The organism is Psychroserpens sp. XS_ASV72 (assembly GCF_041224425.1).
Taxonomy (GTDB): domain Bacteria; phylum Bacteroidota; class Bacteroidia; order Flavobacteriales; family Flavobacteriaceae; genus Psychroserpens.
In genome coordinates, this window is record NZ_JBGFGL010000075.1 from 264045 (window position 1) to 285581 (window position 21537).

Annotated in this window: 22 protein-coding genes; 4 read left to right on the top strand and 18 right to left on the bottom strand. The window is 35.3% G+C overall.

The genetic code is table 11. From position 1 onward, the window contains the following. Positions 1-104: 104 nt before the first annotated feature. The 3 genes from AB9K26_RS06840 to lysA all read right to left on the bottom strand — a co-directional run bounded on the left by AB9K26_RS06840 (position 105) and on the right by lysA (position 4027). Positions 105-857: a LytR/AlgR family response regulator transcription factor gene (locus AB9K26_RS06840; RefSeq protein ID WP_369971796.1), complete on the bottom strand. Its 753-nt coding sequence runs from the start codon at positions 855-857 to the stop codon at positions 105-107. Continuing rightward, entirely contained in the window at positions 857-2743 is a 1887-nt protein-coding gene (locus AB9K26_RS06845) for a tetratricopeptide repeat protein (RefSeq protein ID WP_369971797.1), read from the bottom strand. The genes AB9K26_RS06840 and AB9K26_RS06845 overlap by 1 nt, the downstream gene beginning before the upstream one ends. 78 nt (positions 2744-2821) lie before the next feature. Further along, complete coding sequence (gene lysA, locus AB9K26_RS06850) at positions 2822-4027, bottom strand: diaminopimelate decarboxylase (protein WP_369971798.1); 1206 nt, start codon at positions 4025-4027, stop codon at positions 2822-2824. Between the two features lie 198 nt (positions 4028-4225). On the opposite strand from lysA, the gene sucC reads away from it, so the two are divergent. After that, on the top strand, positions 4226-5416 hold the full coding sequence (gene sucC / locus AB9K26_RS06855) for an ADP-forming succinate--CoA ligase subunit beta (protein WP_369971799.1): 1191 nt from the start codon (positions 4226-4228) through the stop codon (positions 5414-5416). Positions 5417-5634: 218 nt separating this feature from the next. Here the strand turns inward: sucC and AB9K26_RS06860 are convergent, their stop codons facing one another. The 3 genes from AB9K26_RS06860 to AB9K26_RS06870 form a co-directional block, all read right to left on the bottom strand. Continuing rightward, a complete protein-coding gene (locus AB9K26_RS06860; protein ID WP_369971800.1) occupies positions 5635-6336 on the bottom strand; it encodes a phosphoadenylyl-sulfate reductase in 702 nt (233 codons plus the stop codon). A gap of 79 nt (positions 6337-6415) precedes the next feature. Further along, positions 6416-6658 carry a DUF1456 family protein gene (locus AB9K26_RS06865; protein ID WP_369971801.1) on the bottom strand — a complete coding sequence of 81 codons (243 nt, stop codon included), beginning with the start codon at positions 6656-6658 and terminating at the stop codon, positions 6416-6418. Beyond that, positions 6651-7472: an alpha/beta hydrolase gene (locus tag AB9K26_RS06870; protein WP_369971802.1), complete on the bottom strand. Its 822-nt coding sequence runs from the start codon at positions 7470-7472 to the stop codon at positions 6651-6653. Before AB9K26_RS06870 ends, AB9K26_RS06865 begins: the two co-directional genes overlap by 8 nt. Positions 7473-7740: 268 nt before the next feature. On the opposite strand from AB9K26_RS06870, the gene AB9K26_RS06875 reads away from it, so the two are divergent. Then, positions 7741-8142: a TerB family tellurite resistance protein gene (locus tag AB9K26_RS06875; RefSeq protein ID WP_369971803.1), complete on the top strand. Its 402-nt coding sequence runs from the start codon at positions 7741-7743 to the stop codon at positions 8140-8142. Here AB9K26_RS06875 and AB9K26_RS06880 read toward each other — a convergent pair. The 3 genes from AB9K26_RS06880 to AB9K26_RS06890 all read right to left on the bottom strand — a co-directional run bounded on the left by AB9K26_RS06880 (position 8139) and on the right by AB9K26_RS06890 (position 11652). Continuing rightward, positions 8139-8573 carry an SRPBCC domain-containing protein gene (locus tag AB9K26_RS06880; protein ID WP_369971804.1) on the bottom strand — a complete coding sequence of 145 codons (435 nt, stop codon included), beginning with the start codon at positions 8571-8573 and terminating at the stop codon, positions 8139-8141. The two genes, AB9K26_RS06875 and AB9K26_RS06880, sit on opposite strands and share 4 nt — an antisense overlap. After that, the gene (gene uvrB, locus AB9K26_RS06885) at positions 8574-10580 is read right to left on the bottom strand and encodes an excinuclease ABC subunit UvrB (RefSeq protein WP_369971805.1); all 2007 of its coding nucleotides are present in this window, start codon (positions 10578-10580) and stop codon (positions 8574-8576) included. 64 nt (positions 10581-10644) lie between these two features. After that, positions 10645-11652: a glycosyltransferase family 2 protein gene (locus AB9K26_RS06890; protein WP_369971806.1), complete on the bottom strand. Its 1008-nt coding sequence runs from the start codon at positions 11650-11652 to the stop codon at positions 10645-10647. A gap of 80 nt (positions 11653-11732) precedes the next feature. On the opposite strand from AB9K26_RS06890, the gene AB9K26_RS06895 reads away from it, so the two are divergent. After that, positions 11733-13637 (top strand): peptidase M61, encoded by a 1905-nt coding sequence (locus AB9K26_RS06895; RefSeq protein WP_369971807.1) that lies wholly within the window; start codon positions 11733-11735, stop codon positions 13635-13637. Between the two features lie 56 nt (positions 13638-13693). Here AB9K26_RS06895 and AB9K26_RS06900 read toward each other — a convergent pair whose 3' ends face one another. From AB9K26_RS06900 to AB9K26_RS06920, 5 genes are read right to left on the bottom strand one after another with little or no spacing between them, the layout of a single operon-like run. After that, positions 13694-14476 carry a TIGR02757 family protein gene (locus AB9K26_RS06900; protein ID WP_369971808.1) on the bottom strand — a complete coding sequence of 261 codons (783 nt, stop codon included), beginning with the start codon at positions 14474-14476 and terminating at the stop codon, positions 13694-13696. Positions 14477-14484: 8 nt separating this feature from the next. Beyond that, entirely contained in the window at positions 14485-14865 is a 381-nt protein-coding gene (locus AB9K26_RS06905; RefSeq protein ID WP_369971809.1) for a Rid family detoxifying hydrolase, read from the bottom strand. Between the two features lie 41 nt (positions 14866-14906). After that, positions 14907-15194 (bottom strand): hypothetical protein, encoded by a 288-nt coding sequence (locus tag AB9K26_RS06910; RefSeq protein WP_369971810.1) that lies wholly within the window; start codon positions 15192-15194, stop codon positions 14907-14909. 17 nt (positions 15195-15211) lie between these two features. Then, complete coding sequence (locus tag AB9K26_RS06915; protein WP_369971811.1) at positions 15212-15928, bottom strand: acetolactate decarboxylase; 717 nt, start codon at positions 15926-15928, stop codon at positions 15212-15214. A gap of 40 nt (positions 15929-15968) precedes the next feature. Next, positions 15969-16478, bottom strand: a complete 510-nt coding sequence (locus AB9K26_RS06920) for a DUF3124 domain-containing protein (RefSeq protein ID WP_369971812.1) — start codon at positions 16476-16478, stop codon at positions 15969-15971. A 148-nt stretch (positions 16479-16626) separates the two neighbouring features. Here AB9K26_RS06920 and AB9K26_RS06925 point away from each other — a divergent pair, with 148 nt between their 5' ends. Then, the gene (locus AB9K26_RS06925) at positions 16627-17256 is read left to right on the top strand and encodes a 2OG-Fe(II) oxygenase (RefSeq protein WP_369971813.1); all 630 of its coding nucleotides are present in this window, start codon (positions 16627-16629) and stop codon (positions 17254-17256) included. On the opposite strand, the gene AB9K26_RS06930 is transcribed toward AB9K26_RS06925, so the two are convergent. The 4 genes from AB9K26_RS06930 to arsB form a co-directional block, all read right to left on the bottom strand. Continuing rightward, on the bottom strand, positions 17236-17748 hold the full coding sequence (locus AB9K26_RS06930; protein ID WP_369971814.1) for a hypothetical protein: 513 nt from the start codon (positions 17746-17748) through the stop codon (positions 17236-17238). The two genes, AB9K26_RS06925 and AB9K26_RS06930, sit on opposite strands and share 21 nt — an antisense overlap. A gap of 48 nt (positions 17749-17796) precedes the next feature. Next, the gene (locus AB9K26_RS06935; RefSeq protein WP_369971815.1) at positions 17797-18762 is read right to left on the bottom strand and encodes a DUF3887 domain-containing protein; all 966 of its coding nucleotides are present in this window, start codon (positions 18760-18762) and stop codon (positions 17797-17799) included. A gap of 60 nt (positions 18763-18822) precedes the next feature. Further along, positions 18823-20370: a TlpA family protein disulfide reductase gene (locus AB9K26_RS06940; protein ID WP_369971816.1), complete on the bottom strand. Its 1548-nt coding sequence runs from the start codon at positions 20368-20370 to the stop codon at positions 18823-18825. Positions 20371-20501: 131 nt separating this feature from the next. Beyond that, positions 20502-21536 (bottom strand): ACR3 family arsenite efflux transporter, encoded by a 1035-nt coding sequence (arsB, locus tag AB9K26_RS06945; protein ID WP_369971817.1) that lies wholly within the window; start codon positions 21534-21536, stop codon positions 20502-20504. Position 21537 lies beyond the last annotated feature (1 nt).

A 21537-nucleotide genomic window follows, 5' to 3' on the forward strand; every position in this document is an offset into this window, starting at 1 on the left:
TAACTGACTCTAAATACGTGATTATGTATGATTTATAAAATCAAGCAAGGACGAACAGACTCAAATACTGTCCGAAGAAATAGATATTCTTATCTAAGTAAAAATTAGATGGTTTGAAGTCGTTTTAACAATTCCTCTTTCAGGGATTTACTCACAGGAATGGCCTTTTTTCCAATAACAATATGGCTTTTGGCGATTTCCTCAATCTGGGATAAATTAACAATAAACGAACGATGAACCCGAAGAAAATGTTTGTTGGGCAATTTTTCATCCATATCCTTCAGGGTCATGACAAGAAGGTATTCTTTGTCTTTGGAATAGATGCGGCAATAATTGCGTTCAGCCTCAATGTAAAGTACATCCTTAATGTCCACTTTTACCATTTTCTCATGGTGTCGTACAAAAATGCAGTTGCTTAAAATAAATGGAGTTTCTTCATTTGCTGAAGAGGGTTCAGAGGACTCAACATCATTATTTTCCTGTTTGAGTCGATCAACCGTGAGTTCGAGGGCACGTTGCAAATCCAATTTTTTGTATGGTTTCGAAATAAACGCATAAGGATGTGTTTCCTTGGCACGATTGAAATTATAATCATCTGCGTTTGCTGTTAGATACACAATGGCTACATCGTGTTGCTCTTGAATAATTTTACTGGTCTCAACACCATCAAGTTCACCTTTGAGATTGATATCCATCAAGACAATATCTGGCTGATCTTTTTCTACACATAAAATGGCTTCCTCAGCTCTAGGAACAATACCAATGACCTCGTAGCCAAGATTGGTAAGTTGTAAGGAGATATTGGCGCCAATAATCATTTCATCCTCAACAATTAATATTTTAACAGGTGTGTTCATCAAGCTGCAGATTTAATGTTAAATTCAAATAAGAAGGAAGTACCATTTTGATGTTGCTCTTCCATTTTTCCATTGAGTTGATGGGTTAGAAGTTTGATCAGCTGTGTTCCGAATCCAGTTCCAGTGGCAGAGATACCTTCGGTTTTTCCAATGCCATCATCCTTTATTTTCAAGCTTAGAGTATCTTGATTTACACGTGATAGACTGATTTCAATGTTTCCTTTTCTATCTTTCGGAAAGGCATACTTAAGCGCATTGGTCAGAAGTTCGTTCACAATGAGTCCGATAGGAACTGCCGTATCTACATCCAGTTCCAATTGTTCCATGGCACATTCAATTTTTACTTTGTCCTCAGCATCAAAGGTATCTAGAATACCATCACCTAAATTTATGAAATAGGATTTCATGTCGATACTTCCTAAATTTTCACCTTGATACAATTTCTGGTGAATGATTCCCATAGATTGTACACGGTTCTGACTCGCAATCATGGCGTCTTTGGTAGCCGAATCCTCTAATTGTGCCGATTGCAATGCAATCAAACTCTTGACCAGTTCAAGGTTGTTTTTAACACGATGGTGGATTTCCTTCAGAAGTAATTCATTTTGCTGATTTTTTTTATCCAATTCAGAGTTTAAGGACACCAATTGCTCGTTTCGCTTTTTACGTTTACGATAGTTGTAAAATAATCCGAATAAAATAATGGCCAACAATCCTGTTAATATGATGTAAAGTATTTTGGTGCGTTGTTGTTGGTCTATTTTTTCATCCTGAAATAGAATGGTGGCATTTTTTTGTCCGACTTCATATTTGGCTTGGGCTTCGTTTTCTAAGCTTAAGATCACATTGTCCTTAAACGATTCGTGTTCTGAGGCATATAATTGATGATAGTACAAGGCATTCTTGTAATCACCTAAGGATTCATAAATCTCAGATACGTGCATATAGTTTTCCCACAGGTTTCTATTTCGGCCTGTTTTTTTGATAAGATCTATGGCTTGTAAGTTGTAGGGCAAAGCTTTCTCATAATTACCTTGCATGACATAAACGTGTCCGATATTACCAAGTGACGGAATGAGATAGCGTTCCAAGCCCATCGCTAAGGAATTGTCATAATTGGCTTGGTAATCAGCAATTGCTTTATCATAACGTTCCATGTATTTGTAAACATTTCCTCTCCAGTTAAGGGATGCCATATATGGTATTCCAGTTTCTCCCAATTCTTGATAGATATCAATAGAAGCATTTATGGATTCCAATGCGTTTTCCAAATCAAATCCGGTAAACAATTGACTATTGGCTTTAAAGCGATAAGAACGCGCTAGATCTTCCTTGGCGTTGATCTTTTTTTGAATTTCAATCGCTTTATCACAATATTTTATCGCTTCGTTGTAATTGTTTTCGTAATACAAAAGATCTCCAATATGCGCATAACAATTTGCTATTCCTCTCTTGTTGTTTTGTTGTTCGTATAGGTCTAAGGCCTTATAAATGTTTGCCTTAGCTTCATTATAATCGGCCTTTGCTGTGAACAATGCCTTCAGATCAATATAAGTATGTGCCAATGCATTAAGATCATTTTCTTCTGAATAAATAGCTTTTGCTTTGTTGTAGTAATAGGATGCCGAATCGATGACGCCATACTCTTTATGATAAAGCGCCATAAAACTATAAGATTTGGCTAAATCAGTAGTTTTGTCTAGTGTTTTTGAAAGCTGAATTGCTTTATAAGCACTTTGTTTTATTCCTAAAGTATCCTGAGGAATCGCGATATGGTTGTCTAACCAAACCAATAAAGTATCCAATCGGACTTCCTTTGGGTTTTGGGTAAACAAGATGCTTGTACTAAAGCAAAGTACAAGAAGAATATTGGTTAGTGTTTTCATGCCTTTTAATTAGATTTAAAAGACTTGAGGTTGTCCAAAGATAAAAAAAGCACAGCAATTACACTGTGCTTAAACTATTTATAGTTTGATGTCTACTTGATTGTTTAATATATCATCAAAGGTTTCCCGTTTTCTGATGAGGTGTGCTTTGCCTTTATACCAAAGTACTTCTGCTGGTCTGTATCGCGAATTGTAATTACTTGACATGGTAAAGCAATAGGCTCCTGCATTTTTGAAACAAAGTATATCATCTTCTCGGACTTCATTGATACGTCTGTTATTGGCAAAGGTATCGGTTTCACAAATGTAACCTACAACAGAGTAGAAGCGCTCGCGACCTTCGGGATTTGAAATGTTCATGATTTCGTGTTGTGAGCCATATAGCATCGGACGAATTAAATGGTTAAATCCAGAATCAACTTGTGCAAAAACCGTAGACGTGGTTTGTTTCACAACATTTACTTTCGTCAAGAAATGACCAGCTTCACTTACCAAAAACTTTCCAGGCTCAAAGGCGAGCGTCAAGTCTTTTCCGTATTCTTTACAAAATTCGTTAAAGCGCTTCGAAAGTTTTTCGCCTAATTCCTCAATATTGGTTTCGATATCACCAGCTTTGTACGGTACTTTAAAACCAGATCCAAAATCTATAAACTCTAAATCAGGAAACTGTTTTGCGGTTTCAAAGAGGATTTCACTTGCGTATAAAAAGACATCAATGTCCAGAATATCACTTCCAGTATGCATATGAATCCCGTTGATATTCATTTTAGTGTTCTCCACGATTCGCAATAAATGCGGAATTTGATGTATGGAGATTCCGAATTTACTATCGATATGGCCTACGGAAATATTGGTATTGCCTCCAGCCATGACGTGCGGATTGATACGAATACAAACAGGAATCTTAGGATGCTTGGTTCCAAACTGTTCCAATATGGAAAGGTTGTCAATATTGATTTGAACACCCAATTTTGCTGCGGTTTCAATTTCTTCCAAAGACACGCCATTTGGTGTGTAGATAATGTCACTTGGTTCAAATCCTGCATGCAATCCTAATTTGACCTCCTGAATAGAAACCGTATCCAATCCAGAGCCTAATTGATTGAAAAGCTTTAAAACCGAAACATTTGACAATGCTTTTACGGCGTAATTAATTTTTAACTGTTTGACCTTACCAAAAGCTGAGGTTAAGCGTTTGTATTGCGACTGAATTTTTTCAGCATCATAAACGTAAACCGGACTTCCATAGTCCTTAGCAATCTGTAGTAAGGTGTTTTGTTCCATTGTTTTAAAATTAAATAAGCTGTAAAAGTATAAAGTAAAATCTGTAAATCCTTGTTCTTAAATCTACATTAACTTATTAATAACATAATCTTGAATCCCTTGAAAAAATATTGGTAAAAAGCCGAAGTATGATTACTTTTGTCAACGTTAAAATTCTTCGGAATCTCAGTCGAAGACAAATCTTAAATTTCTTACTAAATGAATTTACACGAATATCAAGGAAAAGAATTATTAAGCAGTTTTGGTGTACGAATCCAACGTGGTATTGTAGCTCAAAATGCTGATGAAGCGGTTACGGCAGCAAAGCAATTAACTGAAGAAACCGGAACAGGTTGGCATGTCATTAAAGCTCAAGTTCACGCTGGTGGACGAGGAAAAGGAGGAGGCGTCAAGCTAGCTAAAAGTTTGGATGATGTTAAAACCTTAGCTGGACAAATCATTGGTATGGATTTGGTAACACCGCAAACCTCGGCTGAAGGTAAACGAGTACATCAAGTATTGGTTGCTGAAGATGTGTATTATCCTGGAGATTCTGAACCTGAAGAATATTATATGTCAGTATTGTTGAACCGTTCTACAGGTCGCAATATGATCATGTATTCTACCGAAGGTGGTATGGATATCGAACAGGTTGCTGAAGAAACACCACATTTGATCTTTACAGAAGAAATTGATCCTGCAACAGGATTATTGCCTTTCCAAGCAAGAAAAGTGGCTTTCGACTTAGGCTTGTCTGGAGCAGCATTTAAAGAAATGACTCGTTTTGTAACATCTTTGTATAAGGCTTATGTGGAATCTGATTCCTCTTTGTTTGAAATCAATCCTGTATTGAAAACCAGTGATGATAAAATCATGGCTGTTGATGCAAAAGTGACTTTAGATAACAATGCGTTATTCAGACATAAAGATTTAGCCGAATTAAGAGATGTTCGTGAGGAAAGTCCGATTGAAGTCGAAGCTGGTGAATTAGGCTTAAATTATGTGGACCTTGACGGAAACGTAGGTTGTATGGTAAATGGTGCTGGATTGGCAATGGCTACGATGGATTTGATCAAGCAAGCAGGAGGAGAGCCAGCAAATTTCTTGGATGTTGGTGGTACTGCTGATGCTGCTCGTGTTGAAGCGGCTTTCAAAATCATTTTAAAAGATCCTAATGTAAAAGCCATCTTGATTAATATTTTTGGAGGAATTGTACGTTGTGATCGTGTAGCTCAAGGGGTTATCGATGCATATAAAAACATGGGTAATATCAATGTGCCTATTATTGTGCGTTTACAAGGAACCAATGCTGATGTAGCAAAAGATTTGATTGACAATTCTGGATTGGATGTATTAAGTGCAACCGAATTCCAAGAAGCTGCCGATAAAGTGCAAGAGGTATTGTCTTAGATCTCTCATCCATAATATTCTAAAGGAAGAAGCTGTCCTTAAACACATTTTTCGTCAACCTGAATTTATTTCAGGTTCTCATCAAAAACTTATGAGATGTGATTCTGAAACAAGTTCAGAATGACGATTTTAGATGATTTTAAGACAGTTTTTTTAATGGCTAATATTTAGCTCTATGAGAAATATGAGCGTACAATATTTTGGATAAAATTAGTTTTTTATAAATGTAATCCACATTCGGTTTTCGGATTGTTGTTCCAGCGTCCTGTTCGGTCTTCTCCTGGAACTGTACAATGTTTGCAACCAATAGAATGGTATCCTTTGGCAACGAGTGGATGAAAAGGTAAATCGTGTTCTTTAATATAGGCATCACGTTGTGCTTTCGAGATATCCAGTAATGGATAGAACTTTAAAATCTCACCTCTAAGCTCAAAAATGTCCAAAGTCGAACGATGATCACTCTGCCACTCCATAAGTCCGGAAACCCAAACCTTGTACTTGTTTTTTATAATATCTAAAGGTTTGACCTTATTGATAGAACAGCAGAAATCCGGATTTTTTTTCCAGGTTTCATCTTTGGTAGTAAACTCGTGCTCTTCTTTTAGTGCGCTTATTGATTTAACATTCAAGCCGTACTTTTTAGTGAGTTCTTCTTTATATGTTAAAGTATCATCGAAATGATAACCAGTATCAATAAAAAAGACTTCTTGGGCTTTGTTTTCTTCGGAGAACAATTTCAATAGAAAGGCAGAAGTAGCCGCAAAAGAGCTAGTGAGCATCACTTCGGTAACCTCAAAATCTTTATAGAGTTGAGCAATACGTTCTCGTGCAGAAAGCGGTTTATACTTTTTGTTAAGTGCTGCGATCTCGCTTTCAGAAATATTTGGAAGTACTTTATGAACTGGTGTCGTTTCAAACATAAGTTTAAATTAGAAGCGCAAGTTACCACTCCTATTTAAACGAAAAGAGGAATTAGAATATTTTTAGGAATTTGATAAATTAAGGCTTCTTTTTTTGCGGTTTTGGCATTGGACCGCGAAGATGGATAATTAATCCGTTAAGGAAATTTCTCAAAATTTGATCACCGCATTCTTTGTATTTAGGATGGTCTTCACGTCTGAAAAATGCACCAAGTTCACTTTTTGAAATTCTGAAATCCACTAGAGCAAGGATTTCCACGATTTCGTCATCACGTAATTGATGTGCTACACGAAGTTTTTTGAATATGTCGTTATTAGTCATTCTTTATAGATTTTTGAAGTAAAAGCCATTGGCAAGCCTCGGGAAAATTATTCTTCCAAAGCGTTTCATTATGCTTACCACCTTCGACGATTTTCTTTTGGATGTGATCTGAAGGAATACCTTGTGCTTTTATAATAGAGATCATTTGTTCTAAATTGGAAACCATGGTTTCACTTTCTTCGGTTCCAGCCATAAAATAAAACTCAGAACGAGAATTGAGTTGGCTTTCAGAAGCAAGATTAAATATTTCAGGATTGATCCAAAATGCTGGAGAGAAGATTCCTGCCTTACCAAAAGTTTCTGGGTATTTAATAGCGGCATAAAACGCCATTAATCCGCCTAGCGAAGATCCAAATATAGTCGTATGTTGTGCTTCCGATTTGGTTCTAAACGTAATATCGATATGTGGTTTTACAGTATGTCTAATAAAATCAATAAACAAATCTCCTTTGCCACCTCCATATTTTTCATTCTGATAAGGTGTTAGTTCTTCAATGCGTTTCTCATTTCCGTGTTCAATGCCAATAACAATAACATCTTGGTTGGCTTTATCAAGATATTCATCAATTTCCCATTCACCTACATAAGAAGCTTTGGCGTCGAAGAGATTTTGGGCATCAAACATATAAATAACAGGATAGGTCTCTTTTGACGTTTCATAAGACTTTGGAAGATACACCCAAATAGTCTTGTGGCTGTCAAGTTGAGGAGCTTCAATTGTAAACGTCTGCACTTGTTTAGAAGCTGTACTCTGACCCAATACAAAAGCTTGACCTACAAAAAATAGTATTAATAAAAAGAGGATTTTTTTCATTATAAATCAGTTGAAGCGAAAGTACATAAAATAATAATGATTTGTTAACGTGCATTTCATCGATAATTTATTTAGGACATTCAAAAATCGATGAAATACATCGTCTTTTTAAATATCTAATTATCAGATGATTACACCTAAAAACAACATGAAAGTAGGAAAAAACCGATGAAAAGCAATTTATTTTTCGATAAGCGACCGTTTATCAAGGTTTACGGCAAAACAATCTTAGTAACTTTAAAAAAGTAAAAAATCATAATCCCTCGTCATGATAAATCGCGTTGAAAAACTGAGCTTACTTTCTGAAATGATCGCCTTCGCTCAAACCAATGATAATATTAAATCCATTGAATATAGATTCCTATTAGGTGTTGCCAAGCAATTAGATATTTCACAAGAAGATTTCGATTATTTAATTAAGCATCCTGTAACTTATGTACATTTAAAATCACACAGTGAACGAATAGTACAATTCCATAGATTGGTGTTATTGATGAACCTTGATAGTGAAATTTCCAGTAAAGAATTGGTGAAGTTGCATAATTTCGGATTGCGTATGGGCTTGAGCCATGAATCCATTAATCGCGTACTGGATTTAATGGAAAGCTTCCCAAATAAAGTCGTGCCACCAGATTTCCTTATAGATATCTTTAAGGTGCAGTACAACTAAGCTTTAAGATAGTTGGTCAAGTTGGTTTTTATGAAATAATTCCAACCACCTAAACAGCTTTCTCTTTTGAATTCAGGTATATCAGTAGGGAAATCCTCAAGCACCTTATGTGTTAAGGTTAATTTGGTATGATTATCCTCTTCGGAAATTAAAAAGCTAACTGTTGAATCTCCAGGATATTCTTGGTAGTTCCAATTCAGTGTCAACTTTTCATTTGGTACATATTCTAAAATTTTCCATTGATGTGTGAAGATTCTCTCTCCAGAACGGACTTCAAATTGTGTTTTGAAGCCAATATCTGTATTAAAATCAGGAATATTTTCAAAAAACCATTGGCACATCTCGTCAACATTGGTAAGAGCAGACCATAATCGTTCCTTTGAAGTGTCAAAGGATGCAGTAACTATTACAGGAAGTTCAGTAGTTTTCATTTAAGACATTTTTACTTTTTCCAATTTATCTTGATAGCCTTTGATTTCATCTCTAATTTGAGCGGCAACAATAAAATCCAATGCTTTTGCAGCCTGTTCCATGGCTTTGCGTTTGTCTCGGATTTTCTTTTCCAACTGACTTTTAGTGAGGTATTCGCTTTCAGGTTCAGCGGCTTTTGCAGCTTTCAGTTCATAACTATACGTGCTTACCGAATTTTTAGCTAAGGCATTATCCAACGTTTTGTTTAAAGCCTTTGGAGTAATGTTGTGCTTGGTGTTGTAAGCTATTTGCTTTTCACGACGGTAATTCGTCTCATCAATGGTTTTCTGCATACTATTTGTAATCTTATCGGCATACATAATAGCTTTTCCATTAAGGTGTCGTGCTGCACGACCTACGGTTTGTGTCAATGATCGGTTCGATCTCAAAAAGCCTTCTTTGTCTGCATCGATAATGGCCACTAAAGAGACCTCTGGTAAATCCAGACCTTCTCGTAATAAGTTAACGCCAACTAAAACATCAAACAATCCTCGTCGCAAATCCTGCATAATTTCAACGCGTTCCAATGTGTCTACATCACTGTGAATATAGCGACAACGAATTTGAATACGTTCAAGATATTTAGTCAGTTCCTCTGCCATACGTTTGGTAAGTGTCGTCACTAAGGTGCGTTCGTCTTTTTCAACACGTAATTGGATTTCCTCAATCAAATCATCAATCTGATTCAAACTCGGTCGCACTTCAATTTCTGGATCCAATAAACCTGTTGGACGAATCACTTGTTCCACATACACACCACCAGTTTTTTGTAACTCATAATCTGCAGGAGTCGCACTAACATAAATAACCTGATTTTGAAGCGCTTCAAATTCTTCAAATTTTAAAGGCCTGTTGTCCATAGCTGCAGGTAAGCGAAACCCATATTCTACCAAATTTTCCTTGCGACTTCGATCTCCACCGTACATGGCATGAACTTGAGAAATCGTTACATGACTTTCATCGACCACCATTAAATAATCTTCTGGAAAGTAATCCAATAAGCAGAAAGGCCTCGTTCCAGGCTCTCTTCCGTCAAGATATCGAGAGTAATTTTCAATGCCAGAACAGTAACCCAGTTCACGGATCATTTCCAAGTCGAATTCGGTACGTTCCTTTAAACGTTTGGCTTCCAAATGTTTGCCGATATCTTTGAAATAATCGTGCTGTTTTACCAAATCATCCTGAATTTCCTTAATGGCATTTTGAAGAATATCAGGAGAGGTCACAAACATATTCGCTGGATAAATATTCAATCGGTCGTAATGTTCAATAACTTCATTGGTTTGAACATTGAATTGCTCAATATCTTCTATTTCATCCCCAAAAAAATGGATTCTAAAGGCATGATCTGCATAACTAGGAAAGACATCAACCGTATCGCCTTTTATTCTGAAGTTTCCATGGTTGAAATCGGCTTCTGTTCTCGAATACAAGCTTTGAACCAACTTGTGAAGTAATTTGGTTCGCGAAATTTCCTGATCTACTTCCAAGGAAATCACGTTTTTTTGAAATTCTACAGGGTTTCCAATACCATATAAACAAGACACCGAAGCTACTACGATTACATCACGCCTTCCAGATAAGAGGGAAGAGGTGGTGCTCAATCGCATTTTTTCAATTTCCTCATTTATGGAAAGATCTTTTTCAATGTAAACACCAGAAACTGGAATATAAGCCTCTGGCTGATAGTAGTCATAATAAGATACAAAATATTCGACTGCATTATTTGGAAAAAACTGTTTGAATTCCGAGTATAATTGAGCTGCCAAAGTTTTGTTATGAGCTAAAACCAAGGTAGGTCGCTGTACATCTTCAATAACGTTTGCAATGGTAAATGTTTTTCCTGAACCCGTTACACCGAGAAGCGTTTGGTATTTTTCATCAGAATTGATGCCTTCCGCTAATTGCTGAATGGCTTGTGGCTGATCACCAGTGGGTTGAAAATCGGATGTTACTTTGAATCGCATGAAACAAAGTTAATTAAACTTTTATGAAAACAAGTGTAGTTTAAGAAGCCTTTAAGTCCGTTTCCTAACAAAAGAAAAAATAGTCAATCATGGATTGCATTCCTAGATTTTCAAAATAATTCTTAATGCGTTTTTGCTCTTTTGAATTGGCGACAGTAATAATACTTTGTGGGTTTTCAAGTGACTTTAATTGGTCAAAATTAGAAAGTTCCATACCGTAAATTTCCTTCCCGATTTTTTTCGGATTATCGCAAATCCAATAAAATGGAATGTTTGCTTTTTTCAATAATTTGGCGGCAGTTTTTCCTTTATTGCCAGCTCCCCAAATAGTTAATGGTCTTGAAGCATCATAATTTAGTTCCAGAAAGTAATGGATTTTCAGTTCTAAAAAATGATTCAAGGCATAATGCTCATGGGTTCTTGAGGTTCGCGTGCTGTAGTCTCTCCAAAAATGTAAGAGATGGTTCGTAGGAATACATTTGAGGTTGTATTTATAAAACCGAAAGGTAAGATCGTAATCTTCAGGATAACGATTAGGATTAAAAGCATCACAGGCTATAAAATCATCACGATGAACCATCCAACAAGGAGAAGCGATAACACATTCCTTATAAATTTCAGAATAGTTGGTCCCTTTTTTAGTGAGTTTATTTAACCATGTTTCATATTTAGCATAACCTTCACTGATACCTGCATCACTAAAATACTTTACCAACCCTAATGCCACATGTTTTTTTCCATTTGTGAGTAAATCATTTAGCATACATGAGAGCTTTTCAGTAGCCATAATGTCATCACTATCCATACGCGTGATGTACTCTCCTGAACTTTTTGAGAAAGCAGTTTGCAAAGCGTCGATAATTCCTGAGCCTTCATTCCTAAAAAGCTTTATCCTTGGATCATTATTTGCGTAGCTCTTTACAAGATCGAAACTATTGTCTGAAGAGTGGTCATCAACTATAAGCAACTCCCAATGCTTATATGTTTGATTACAAATGGATTCTAAACATTCTGGAAGGAATTCAGCGGTGTTTTTAAAAGGACTTACAATACTGATCAAGGGTTTCGACATGTGCTAAAATTAACAAAACCTTTGCTAAATTATATGTAACTACATGTAATTTTGTGCGACTCAAAATCAAAACAATTATCATGAAATACTTTTTTTACACTGCAGTACTTGGAGTGCTACTCGTATCATGTGGTACGTCCAATACAAAATCTGCAGATCTAGCAAGTGCAAATCCTATTCAAACTACCATCGATTTAACACAAGTTGTTGATGATAAAGCACCTGTGACAATCAATCCTGGAAGGTTTGTTCAAGATACTGTCATTTATAGATTGCCTAGGGTAATTCAAGGCAGTTATGCAGTGAACGATTTCGGAAAATATATCGATGATCTGAAAGCCTTAGATTATAATGGAAATACACTTCCTGTTACAAAATTAGACGATAATACCTGGCAGATTGTCAATGCTAAACAACTTGACAAATTAACCTATTACGTTAATGACACCTTTGATCTTGAAGTAAGAGGAGGTATTGGCGAAGAATTTCCGTTTTCTCCAGGAGGAACTAATATCTCTCCAGATAACTATGTGTTAAACCTTCATGGATTTATCGGATACTTCGACTCTTTGAAAAATGCACAATATGCATTAGATGTTACTGCACCTGCAAATTTAGAACGCACTTCTGCTTTACAAAACACCAATGTACAGTCAAGTATGGATGGCACTAAAATTACCACAAGTTATTTTGCACCACGTTATTTCGATATCACTGATAATCCGATGATGTATGGAAAACTGGATGTTGAGGAGTTCATGGTTGGTGATATTAAAATTGTACTTAGTGTGTACTCTCCAAACAAAAAACATAAAGCATCAACATTAAAGGAGACTGTTTACAAGATGATGCAGGCTCAAAAGGCTTATTTAGGAGATATCAATACGACTTCGCGATATGATATTTACTTATATCTTACCAATAGAGGTGAAGGTGAGCCAAAAGGCTTGGGAGCCTTAGAGCACCATACTTCTACAGTTGCTGTTTTAAGGGAATCAAGTACGGAAGAATCCCTAGCAAATTCAGTGATTGATGTGATTGCCCATGAGTTTTTTCACATTGTGACACCATTGACTGTGCATTCTGAAGATGTGCACTATTTCGATTACAACCAACCTACTTTTTCAAAACATCTTTGGATGTATGAAGGTGTGACAGAGTATTTTGCACAACATTTCCAGGTGTATGAAGGTTTGGTTACTCCTGAAGATTATTACAATGAAATTTACTCACAAATGATAAGATCTCAAGTGTATTATGATGATGCCATGAGTTTTACTGAGATGAGTGAAAATGTTTTGGAAGCTCCATATAAAGATAACTATGGGAATGTGTACCAAAAAGGTGCATTAATTGGAATGTGTATGGATATTATTTTACGTGAGGAGAGCAATGGTAATAGAAGTATGTTGACCTTAATGAAAGAATTGTCCAATAAATATGGTATAAACAAACCATTCGATGATGATAGTTTAATTGAGGAGATTACAAAAATGACTTATCCTTCCGTAGGAGAGTTTTTAAACACCTATGTCGTTGGAAATACACCAATTGATTATTCTCAATTTTTAAGTAAAGTAGGTTTGCTATTTGAAGAAACTGAAGTGGAGACTAATTATATCCAATCTGGCTCAGGCGTCATTTTTAGAGCAGATAGAGAAAATGGAACATTTTTGTTTTCATCACAGGTTAGTAATAATAGTTTTTGGGCAGATAAGGGAGCACTCCCGAACGATATCATAAAATCGGTTAATGGGACAGATGTTACGATTCAAAATGCGAGATCTGTTATCGGACAAATGTATGGATGGAAAGTTGGCGATGATATTAATGTTGTTTTGGAACGCGATGGAAAAGAGGTCGTGATTTCAACCAAATTAACACAAGCCTACACCATAACCAAAAAAATTGCTGAAGATCCTGATGCAACTCCTGCTCAAATCAATTTAAGAAAGGCATGGATTAATGCTAGCGATAATTCTTAAGTTTATAATGATTTAAAAAACATAAAGGCTACTTAATTAAGTGGCCTTTTTTGTGTTCAAAAACCTTCAAAGACACCTAATCCGAAAAGTGCAAAGTCATATTTTACAGGATCTTGACAATCTAATTCTCTAAGGGAATGATCTAGTTCTACTAAAGCCTTACCGTCATTTTGCTTACGTTTTAATAAGCCTAATTTTCGGGCAACGTTTCCAGAATGAACATCTAACGGACAAGACAATGAACTTGGAGGAATGCGTTTCCAAATCCCAAAGTCAACACCATTTTTATCGGTTCTTACCATCCATCGTAAATACATATTGATGCGTTTGGCTGCTGAATTTTTTAATGGATCGCTAATATGCTTTTGGGTTCTTGGTAAATGATCAATTTCGAAGAAATGGGTTTTCAATTTATGGATGGCAAGCTGAAGCGAATCGGCTTCTTGATAGTTTGAAAACACAGCTTCCAATCCGTTATGGTTCTTATAAATATGTTGTAAACTTCGAATGAATTGCACGAAATCCAAACCATTGAAAGTGCGATGAACAAAACCGTCCAATTTTTCTAAATCTGAAGCTTTATGGTTTTTTACAAAATCATAAGGCGAAAAATCCATTAGCTCAACCATTTTCTTAGCATTGTTGATAATGCTTTTGCGATTTCCCCAAGCAATGGTCGCTGTAAGGAAGCCAGCAATTTCAATATCTTCCTTTATGGTGAATTGATGAGGTACTTGTATGGGATCTGTTTCTATAAATCGAGGATGGTTGTACGTTTCCACTTTCTCATCCAAAAAATCCTTGAGCTCTTGCTTATTAAGTTTGGTTGTTTTAAGCACGATCTGTTTTACTTTACAGCAATCATACTGATTTCAACATTGACAAACTTTGGTAAGTTAGCAACTTCAACGGTTTCCCTAGCTGGTGCCGTTTCAGTATCAAAGTATTGGGAATAGATAGCATTAATACTTGAGAAGTTGTGCATATCACTGATAAAAATGGAGGTTTTTATCACATGTTCAAAGGTCATTTCAGCAGCTTCTAAAACCGCTTTTAAATTTTCCATGACTTGCTTAGTTTCAGCTTCAATGGAGTCCGTAATCAAATCTCCGGAATTGGCATCAATAGCGATTTGTCCTGAAGTGTAAAGTGTATTTCCTGATAAAATGGCCTGATTGTATGGACCAATTGGAGCAGGCGCTTTAGGTGTATTTATAATTGTTTTCAATGGTAATGAATTTATGATGTTAAAGGTAATTAAAATTGAAACTAACTTCCAGAAATAGGACTTCCAAATATGCCTACAGCAAGTTCCAGCCATAACAAAACAAATAAGATGACCAGAGCAAGAACTGCAACATATTTTAATAATGGTTTTTTGAGTTGCAAGAATAAAGCTCCCAAAAACAGAAATACAAAGAGCAGAATTCCAGCAACAATAAAATCAAACAATGACCATTGTACTTCTTCCGTAAATTGCATGGCTATGAAAGGAATTAATAACATAACTACAATACTTCCGAATATGTAGAGAATATGTTTTTTGTCAATTGCCATAAGTTATTTGGACTTGTTTATTCTTTTGGAAGATATAGTACAATATTATCAATTTCTACAGCATCTAAATGTCCCATTTTTGTTGCATTACTGTTGATTAGATGCATGTGCAAAAAGGAATCATGATGTGTGAAAACTCCTTGGTGTTCTGTAGAGAAAAACCCAATAATTTCAACATCTTCATCTATGAGTTGGTAATTTGTTTGTCCTTGATGTGCTTCCTTTGGAGAACTTACCTTGGTTCCTTTAGGTAGGTTTTGGATGTGGATATCGGCTTCAGCAACTTTACCTATAAGCTTGAATGCAAATGGTCTTTTGAAATTTTTGGTTTCTTGATCAATAAAAGATTCTATATCTGAAATGTTTTTAATGGAAGCAGGTAGCGCCATCGTTTCCCATTCATTTACATTGGCATACACAAAAAAAGGTGCTGAAGTATCAAAGGTTTCTGTGACGATCATCGTTGAATCAGACGTCACTTTTGACACATAGCTTTTTCCATTATTGATAAGCAGCTCTCCAGCAAGGAAACTTTCAGGACCCAATCCGTAAAGCCCTTTTTTATTTGAAACCGTATCCAACTGAATTTTCCCATCCAATTCACCTTTCCACATCACATTTTTCATGGCACTCACAACTTTGACGTCAGGATAAGTTTCCGTATGGTTTTCGTTGGATTTACAATTAAAATAAAGAAATATGAAAGTCAATATTATAATGATTCTAATTTTCATTATGTTGTTTTTTATAATCGTTAAATTAATAATAAGGTAATTATTTTATGCGTTTCCCTTGGGTTGTAAAGGAAAGTCCTTGCTGTCCATAGGTAGAGATCATTACGCCTTCAAATAAAGGTTCATGTGATTTTTGATGCACTTTCCAATCAAATATGAAATTGGCACCTGTGCCACCTTCTTGATCAACTTCATCAATGACAATTTCAACGGTTTCCATAGGAGCAATAAAAATGGTTTTGTCAAAGTAACTCCTAATGAGGTTTCCATTTGTATTATAGTAATCGGCTTTATTGATATAAATGGTATCATTTACATTCGTATTCCTCAAACTAACAGTTGCTGTTAGGTTATGGATTCTGTGTTCGGTCTGACTATAAATTTGGGAATAAATAGATAAATATGTTTGTCCGGAAACCAACAGAGAATCCACAGGTAAGTTTTTAACTTCTCTTTTATCCCAATTAACAGGATCAATAGAACTGATGTCATTTTTTTCCTGACATGACACAAATGCGACTATAATTAGAAACAAAAGTAAATTCTTCATATGCATGCAAAACTATACGTAAAACGAACTCCAAAAATAAGATGTTATCTCAATGGTGATAAAGATAGTAAATGTTTATTTGAGATTTTTGATTTCTTGTTTCACGTGATTGATTATTATTTATATTTGCGCGCTATTTTTTAGATTATTGAATCAGTATCATGATGTGGAGCAATGGCTATCCTGGATGGATGAGCTCTCCAATAAGGACTATGTTGTCATAGATGATTTTTTGGATAAAAATTTGTTTGATGACATTTCTTCATTTTTTGAAACCACATTGCCACTATTTTCTAAAGCTGGAATTGGTGCTTTGGACAATAATACCATTCGTCATGACATTCGTGGTGACTATACCTATTGGTTGGATCGAAAACGAGATGTTTCATTGTTAGAGTTTTGGACTTTAGTTGATGAAGCTATTTTTATGTTTAACCGTTATTGCTATTTGAGTTTGTCAGGTTACGAATTTCATTTAGCTAATTATCCACCAGAAGCAAAGTATAAAAAGCATTTAGACCAGTTTAATAGCAGAACAAATCGCATGATTACGGTCGTTATCTATCTCAATAACAATTGGAAGCCAGGTGATGGAGGTGAGTTAGAGCTCTTTTTAAAAGATGGCACGTCTAAAATTGTTGAACCAATAGGATCGAGATGTATCCTGTTTAAAAGTGCAGATCTACCACATCAAGTTTTGAAGTCTAATATCGATAGACATAGTTTAACGGGATGGTTGTTGTATGCGCCATCTGCACTAGGACAGTTTTTCGGATAGATGTAACCATTCTTGTTTTTTGGCTCTCTCTACAAGGCGTTTGAGTTCGTCTTCTTTTTGAGTGCCAATGAGAAACTTTTTCCCATTATTTAGTTCAATAGCGAGTCCTTTGCTGCCTTTCACGTTATAGACTGTTCCGTATTTGGTCCAAATTCTTATTCCCCAACCACCAACAAAACCATAATCTAAAACCTCAGCCGATTTGACGTCAGACCATTGGGTGGTTTTCTTTACAAATGGGAAAAACGCGAGTCTGATTTCTTTTTTATCTATATGTGTTCTCAATCCCATCACATAGAAAAGAAGTAGAAACAAGAAGATAAATACGGCAAACACGACTACTCCAGTATCTGATAGTGGCTTAGTTCCAAATTTTTCACCAAGAATCAATTGCTTGTAAATGGCAAAAATGGGTATAAAGGCAATTCCAATTAGAATCAACCATAGCCACCATTGCGTAAATTTCTGTTCTTCTTTAAATTCGGTAATCATGTTTTTTAACAGCTGGGTTCAATACTAAAGTTACTAAAAATGAATGGACTATTTATTTTTGATTTTATCCCCTTTTATTGGAGAATACTCCTTTTCAATCTTTCCATTGACATAAATTTCATCAAAGAAGCATTTTACACCTGTTGCGTGGTTCATGTTTTCAATATTTTGAATATGAAAATGTAGATGTGCTTCTGAAGAATTGCCTGAATTTCCGCACAGACCCAATAATTCACCTTGTTTTACTTGTTGACCTTGTTTCACTACAATTGAATGTTGTTTGAAATGGGCAAAAAACAAATATTCATTGTTGTCGGTTTTAAGAATTACAGTATTACCTGGTACATAAATAGGGTTCAACTCTCCAGGTATATTATCTTTTATGCCATCAACGACTAATACAACCTCGGCATCACAAGGTGCGATTAGTTCTTTTCCAAAAGCATAATAATCTTCATTGGTTTTACCATCTGTTTTAAACGACTTACCTTCAGCATCAGTGATGACAATATCAAAGGCATGTTTTTGGGCTTCATTTTCCACGTGATAATTCAATGCCTTGGTGTCTCCGCCCCAAACAACATCCCATTCTCCTTTAAAAGGAAGTATAAGTGAAGTCGTGTTTCTATCGAGTTTTGGATGATTGCTTTCAACAAACGGTTTTACAAACAGACCATTAATTTCTGCTTTGGCATTTAGTGAAATATTTACCGATAAAACCGCTTTTTCAAATTGTGTTTTGTACGATGCATACGATCCCTTTTCATATTTGATAAACTCACGGTTCTTGATTTTACCAACTTGAAGCATCAGTCCTTTGAGAAAATCGGTTGTTTGTTCCAGTGGTAAGGCACTTTTCATTTCCGATGAGAAAAGGTTAAAAACGTTTTGATAATCTTCTGCATTATAATATTCCACAAATTCGTCAGATACTTTTTTGTACGTTTCTTTTTCAGATTGTGAACAAGCACCAATAGGAAGAATTAATAAGATTATTAGGATTAATTTTTTCATTAATAATAAGTATTTATTTATTAAGATTTAAATCTATTATAAAGATAAGTTTTTAGTTGTCTATTCTATAACTAGGTCTATTAATTGAGTTTTAGCACCATCTCCAGGACGATTTGCATAACCGTTGACTAAGGTTCCTTCGGGATTGTAAATTAAGTAATGTGGAATGGTTTTGATACCAAGATCTTCAATTACTTTAGAAGTATTTCCATTTTCTACGAAATAATTTTGGCTTTCAGAAAGTCCTTCCGAAGTAAGTACTTTCGACCAATTTTCTCGTTTGTCATTTAAACCAATATAAATGAATTCAATATTCTTGTCCTTGAGTTCGTTTTTTAGTTGCCTTGAAGCAGGCATCGCTTCTAAGCAAGGCTTACACCAACTTGCCCAAAAGTCGATGTAAAGCCATTTTCCTTTGTTTTGTTTTAAAACTTGAGTGTAGGTTAGTGTATCTTTTTCAAGAGTAGTTAAAATCAATTGTTCTGATTTATTGAAGTCTAAGTTATAGGTGTCAATCAATCGATCTATTTGCTCTGTATTTGTGCTATGCTTTTGTAGTTTTTCAAGATATTTCTCTTTGTCGGCTACTTTAAAATCCCTTCCGATGCCATGGTACGCATCATGTAATAAAAAGTTTTTTGCAGTCTGATTGAATCTTTTGTCTTTTAAAATCGAATCGAAACGAATTCTGGAATCAATATAATATCCTCCTGAATTTCCGTTGTTTTCTTTTATGAAAGGTATCTCATATTGAGAGATATCGATTAAATAATCCCTAAAGAATGAAAAGGTCATTAATGAATCTGTTTGTGAAAGATCAAATCCGTGAACTATATCGATTGTTTCGTCTCCTTTCAAGGATTGATTTAATTCCAGCCATTTTTTCACACCTTTATTTTTTTTGTGTTTTTCCATTAACATGTTCAAGGCTTCTTTCCTATAATCATAATTCAGTTTTGATATTTGTCCATTTTGAAGTAAGGAATCCAAAAGAGTTATCTCTCTATGGAAATCGTTTTGGGCTTCCATGTAGTATTCAATCGATTTTTGCTCATGTTCATCAATTCGATCATTAAGAAATAGGTTTCCAAAAACTAAGTAATGGCTGGTGTACTTGTTGTCAAATAAGGTTTTTAGTCTATAGCTGTTGTAGTTTAGCTCCTCATCATTAACGGTTCTGTTTACAACTGTTGCTTTGGGAATACTGTGCTCATAATTAAAGATTACAGTATCTCCATTTTTAACCAAAAAAGTTTCTTTTATTGAGGTGTAAAAATTGTTGGTTGAGAGTTCTAAAAAATCAGAATAGCATTCAATTGTAATTGTATCTCTGGTTTGGGGCTTTGGTATCCAATTTTGAATGCTATTCATTTTATCTAGATAAGAAAAGCCATTGTTACTGTAGAATGTTCTCGGACCAGTACTGTCGATTAATTTTTTTCCAATACTATCCTGTTTGATAAAGTGTAAATACTTTTTTGGAGCGTTAATGGAGATAAGAACAATTCTGTTCGGTTTTGGTTCTTCAATAACGGAAACCTTTTTGTCATCTTTACAACTAAAGACTAAAAATGTAAGACATAAAATAATTCCTAGCTTAAGATTCATGCTGTTTCTTCATATAGTTTTTAGAAAACACTAAAAAAGGAAAATTTAGTTCTTTGGTTTTCCTAAAGATTAGTAGAATTAAAGGTAACCATTATAAATGAAGAAATTCCTGAATCTATTCTAAAAGAGACTTATCTGAAATATTTTTTTCGCAACCAAAAAGAAACCCGAACCAATAAGATCAGTGCTGGAACTTCAACCAAAGGACCAATGACTCCCGCAAATGCTTGACCAGAATTTAATCCGAAGACTGCAATCGCCACAGCTATGGCTAACTCAAAATTGTTTCCTGCAGCTGTAAATGCTACTGAGGTTGTTTTATCATAAGTGCCACCAGCAGCTTTAGTAATAAAAAAGCCAATGATAAACATCAGTGCAAAGTAAATCAGTAACGGAATGGCAATGATGACTACATCCATAGGAATGTCAACAATCAATTCTCCTTTAAGCGAAAACATAATCACAATTGTAAATAACAGAGCGATCAAAGTGATAGGAGATATTTTAGGAATAAAGGTTTTGGTGTACCAATCTTCACCTTTCAGTCGAACCAGAATCAATCGACTTAAAAAGCCCATTATGAATGGGATGCCTAAATAAATGGCAACGCTTTCAGCGATGGTTCCAATGGAAATATCGACAATAGCACTTTCAAATCCAAAATAGGGAGGAAGTACTGTAATAAAAATCCATGCATAAAAACTATAGGCAAAGACTTGAAAAATACTGTTTAAGGCAACCAAACCAGCACCATATTCACTACTGCCTTCCGCGAGGTCATTCCAAACCAATACCATAGCGATACATCGTGCAAGTCCGATTAAAATTAAACCAACCATGTACTCAGGATAATCTCTTAAAAACGTAATTGCCAAAATGAACATCAGAACAGGTCCGATAATCCAATTAAGCAGTAATGAAATCGATAAAATTTTTGTGTTTCTGAACACTTTTGGCAAGAGTGCATAGTTCACTTTAGCCAAAGGAGGATACATCATCAAGATCAAACCAATAGCTATTGGAATGTTTGTGGTACCACTGTTGAAAGCATTAATGATATCAGGAAAGTTTGGAAAAAAATATCCAATTCCGACACCCAATGCCATGGCAACAAAAATCCATAATGTTAGATTCTTGTCTAGAAAACTCAGTTTTTTGGTTCCCATA

What these genes read in the sequence shown, in the direction of transcription:
- AB9K26_RS06935 (WP_369971815.1), bottom strand. Translation starts at nt 18,762, where the DNA reads ATGAAAAAATTAATCCTAATAATCTTATTAATTCTTCCTATTGGTGCT.
- AB9K26_RS06880 (WP_369971804.1), bottom strand. Translation starts at nt 8,573, where the DNA reads ATGAAAACTACTGAACTTCCTGTAATAGTTACTGCATCCTTTGACACT.
- AB9K26_RS06865 (WP_369971801.1), bottom strand. Translation starts at nt 6,658, where the DNA reads ATGACTAATAACGACATATTCAAAAAACTTCGTGTAGCACATCAATTA.
- AB9K26_RS06940 (WP_369971816.1), bottom strand. Translation starts at nt 20,370, where the DNA reads ATGAATCTTAAGCTAGGAATTATTTTATGTCTTACATTTTTAGTCTTT.
- AB9K26_RS06930 (WP_369971814.1), bottom strand. Translation starts at nt 17,748, where the DNA reads ATGATTACCGAATTTAAAGAAGAACAGAAATTTACGCAATGGTGGCTA.
- uvrB (WP_369971805.1), bottom strand. Translation starts at nt 10,580, where the DNA reads ATGCGATTCAAAGTAACATCCGATTTTCAACCCACTGGTGATCAGCCA.
- AB9K26_RS06845 (WP_369971797.1), bottom strand. Translation starts at nt 2,743, where the DNA reads ATGAAAACACTAACCAATATTCTTCTTGTACTTTGCTTTAGTACAAGC.
- AB9K26_RS06840 (WP_369971796.1), bottom strand. Translation starts at nt 857, where the DNA reads ATGAACACACCTGTTAAAATATTAATTGTTGAGGATGAAATGATTATT.
- AB9K26_RS06910 (WP_369971810.1), bottom strand. Translation starts at nt 15,194, where the DNA reads ATGGCAATTGACAAAAAACATATTCTCTACATATTCGGAAGTATTGTA.
- arsB (WP_369971817.1), bottom strand. Translation starts at nt 21,536, where the DNA reads ATGGGAACCAAAAAACTGAGTTTTCTAGACAAGAATCTAACATTATGG.
- AB9K26_RS06860 (WP_369971800.1), bottom strand. Translation starts at nt 6,336, where the DNA reads ATGTTTGAAACGACACCAGTTCATAAAGTACTTCCAAATATTTCTGAA.
- lysA (WP_369971798.1), bottom strand. Translation starts at nt 4,027, where the DNA reads ATGGAACAAAACACCTTACTACAGATTGCTAAGGACTATGGAAGTCCG.
- AB9K26_RS06895 (WP_369971807.1), top strand. Translation starts at nt 11,733, where the DNA reads ATGAAATACTTTTTTTACACTGCAGTACTTGGAGTGCTACTCGTATCA.
- sucC (WP_369971799.1), top strand. Translation starts at nt 4,226, where the DNA reads ATGAATTTACACGAATATCAAGGAAAAGAATTATTAAGCAGTTTTGGT.
- AB9K26_RS06870 (WP_369971802.1), bottom strand. Translation starts at nt 7,472, where the DNA reads ATGAAAAAAATCCTCTTTTTATTAATACTATTTTTTGTAGGTCAAGCT.
- AB9K26_RS06890 (WP_369971806.1), bottom strand. Translation starts at nt 11,652, where the DNA reads ATGTCGAAACCCTTGATCAGTATTGTAAGTCCTTTTAAAAACACCGCT.
- AB9K26_RS06920 (WP_369971812.1), bottom strand. Translation starts at nt 16,478, where the DNA reads ATGAAGAATTTACTTTTGTTTCTAATTATAGTCGCATTTGTGTCATGT.
- AB9K26_RS06915 (WP_369971811.1), bottom strand. Translation starts at nt 15,928, where the DNA reads ATGAAAATTAGAATCATTATAATATTGACTTTCATATTTCTTTATTTT.
- AB9K26_RS06875 (WP_369971803.1), top strand. Translation starts at nt 7,741, where the DNA reads ATGATAAATCGCGTTGAAAAACTGAGCTTACTTTCTGAAATGATCGCC.